Genomic DNA, 2972 nt, shown 5'->3' on the forward strand with positions numbered 1-2972 from the left:
GGCCCGTAGTTTGCTGCCTTGCCCTTTCCAGCTTATCATAAAACTGCGAGTTTTCAAACTGTACCAGGTCCAGCTTTGCAGCGTGCTCCATGATCATGTCGGTAGTATCGTTTGTTAAGCGTTCGCCTAAAAGTTCATCGATAAGCGAGGTGATCTTTCCCAATATAATTAACAACAGGATCAGCACAAACTCAATGGCAACTAATTTCCAGAGATGATCATATGGCAAGGCCCTGTTGTGGGTTATAGCAATGGCCTCATCAATTATATACTTACCAACATTAAGCAAGCCAAGCGGAATAATTGCCTGCAGAAGCCTGATCAGGGTATTAGTTAAAGTTAACCGGGGGCTAACTTTCCAAACCAAGCTAAAAAACTTTGGAAGATTACGGTATGCAACCAATCTGTCCCGAACTGTTAATCCCATGCTTTTTGTGATCTGTTAACCTAAATAATGCTGTAATATTTCAGAAAACTCCCTTGCATTTAACTCGTCAAAAATTGTCGAGTGTTCGCCCTTAACCTCATGAATTTTAATTGATTGGGCATAGTTTTTCCAGGCGTGCTTGTTTTCAGAATTAACTTCCAGTTCCTTGTAAATGATCTTATTAACCCTATCAATAAAATAGTACTGCTGCGTGGCGTTAAATAAAACTATCTCGCCATTGTAAGGCTTTATCTGGTATTTGTCTGCCGCTGTTTTTATCTGCAGGGTGATCTTGTCAAAAATATCCTGATCAATATTTGCCAGCTTTGATTCGGTATTGCTAAACAGCGGGCCTATTTTCCGTACCTTATACATCAGGGCTTGTTTAGGGTGCTTCATCAACAGGAAGATCTCAAATTTCAATTTAGTAGATATTACCGAAACAGATCTTTTAACCAATGATGGCAGGTTATTGTTATGTTGACCAGCATCGGCAACTACATCTACCAATGGCTTTGCATCGGCATCAAACATAGCAAGCATTGATATTTTTTTGCCCATAGCCTGAAGCTGACCGGCCATTTCAACGGCTATCATACCTCCAAGGCAATGCCCGGCTAACGCATATGGGCCATAAGGATTATCTAACAGCATTTCTGTTACATATCTTTCAGCAATCCCCTCAATAGTATCCGGAAAGTCAGCTGGATTATTGATGTGTAAAGGTTGCTGCAATCCATAAACAGGCTGCTCAGCGTCAAGCAGTTTTACAAACTCCTTGAATTTAAACGCTGTACCACCGGCCCCGCAAACAATGTAAAGCGGTGTTTTATTACCTGTGGTTTTTATAGGGATAAGCGATTGCGTGAGATCGATATTTTGATTTTGCGATCTGCGGTAAAGTTTGGCAATTGTTGGATGAAGAAACAGGTCCCTAATCGTAATGTTAATTGACATCTCGTTCTTTACTGCTGCTATCAACCGCATAGCTAATATCGAATGGCCACCCAGCTCAAAAAAGTTATCATGGATACTGATCCTGTCGATCCCTAAAAGCCGTTGCCATATTGTCGCCAGCCCTTCTTCTATTTTATTGCGCGGCGCTACATAGTTATAGGTTAACTGTTCGGCCATATCAACATCAGGCAGCGCACGTTTATCAATTTTGCCATGTGTTGTTACCGGGAATTTATCAAGCAGCACCCATAATTTAGGCACCATATACTCAGGTAATTGAGCTATAAGGTACGATGTCAGGGCCTGTTTATCATAAATTCCTTCGGTTGTTACATAGGCTATCAGCCGGTTTACACCGTTAACATCGGGTTTGGATAACACAATGGCCTGTGATACCAATCCGCCTTGAAGCAATACATTTTCGATCTCGCCCAACTCAATACGGAAGCCCCTGATCTTTACCTGGTCGTCCATGCGACCAAGATATTCAATATCACCATCAGCCAGCCAGCGTCCTAAATCACCGGTGCGGTATAGCTTTGCGCCTGCATCGTCAGAAAACGGATCTTTTATGAATTTTTCGTTTGTTAATGCTGGCTGATTCAAATATCCCCTCGCCACCTGGATACCCCCAATACAGATCTCCCCGGTTACCCCTACCGGGCTTAATTGGTTTTCTTTATTCAGGATATAGATCTTTACGTTATCTATCGGTTTCCCTATAGTGATAATACTGTCGGACCTTATCGGATTATGCGTTTGCGATGCACATACAGTACATTCGGTTGGCCCGTAGCCGTTAACCAATGTTATCCCTTTAGATTGGATAAGCTTCCCTGTTGCTTCATTTAATGCTTCGCCTGCAGATATAATGATTTTGAGCGTATCGGGTACATTTTCAACAAACGGCTGAAAAGCCGGCGGCAATATAGCTATCTCGATCTGCTGCCTGGTTAAAAGCTGTTCAAAGCTATCGGCAGATAAAAGCGATTCTTTGCTGCACATTACCAAGCAGCCACCGGTTAAAAGTGTACTAAAGATCTCTACGCATGAGGCATCAAAGCCAAAAGATGCAAATTGAAGGAATCTGGTACCATGCTTCAGGTTCAAATCACGTTTATAAGCCAATACGAGATTAACTACACCGCGGTGCTCAATCATTACCCCTTTTGGCCTGCCGGTTGAACCTGATGTATAAATGATATAAGCAAGCTGCCCGGCATTAACCGATGCGTTTAGGTCTGCATTGTCATACTTTTCAACTTCTGCCCAATGCCTATCAAGTTCAACTACCTTAATATTTGCTTTTGCAAATTTGTTACTGCAAGTACTGCTGCTAACTACCAAACCAGCTTTAGTATCTTTCAACATATAATCGATACGGTCCTGCGGGTACTCCGGATCAAAAGGCACGTACACTCCACCGGCTTTCATCACTCCCAGTATGCCAATGATCATTTCTATGCTGCGCTCGGTGCAAATTGGTATTATGGTTTCGGTTTTTACACCCTGAGCCTGCAGGTACTTTGCCAGGCTGTTAGCTTTATCATTAAGCTGCCGGTAGGTTATTGTTTCATCCTCAAATGTT

General features: G+C 42.5%; 1 protein-coding gene and 1 pseudogene. Both read right to left on the reverse strand.

The genetic code is table 11. The features are described 5' to 3' along the window. Positions 1-427 (reverse strand): annotated as a pseudogene (locus VF500_RS09120) (ABC transporter ATP-binding protein); the annotation flags it as partial. Between the two features lie 15 nt (positions 428-442). Next, a partial coding sequence (locus VF500_RS09125) for an amino acid adenylation domain-containing protein (protein ID WP_330859381.1) occupies positions 443-2972 on the reverse strand: 2530 nt, incomplete at its 5' end.

Origin of the sequence: Mucilaginibacter sp. (genome assembly GCF_036383575.1) — a bacterium.
Taxonomy (GTDB): Bacteria; Bacteroidota; Bacteroidia; order Sphingobacteriales; family Sphingobacteriaceae; genus Mucilaginibacter.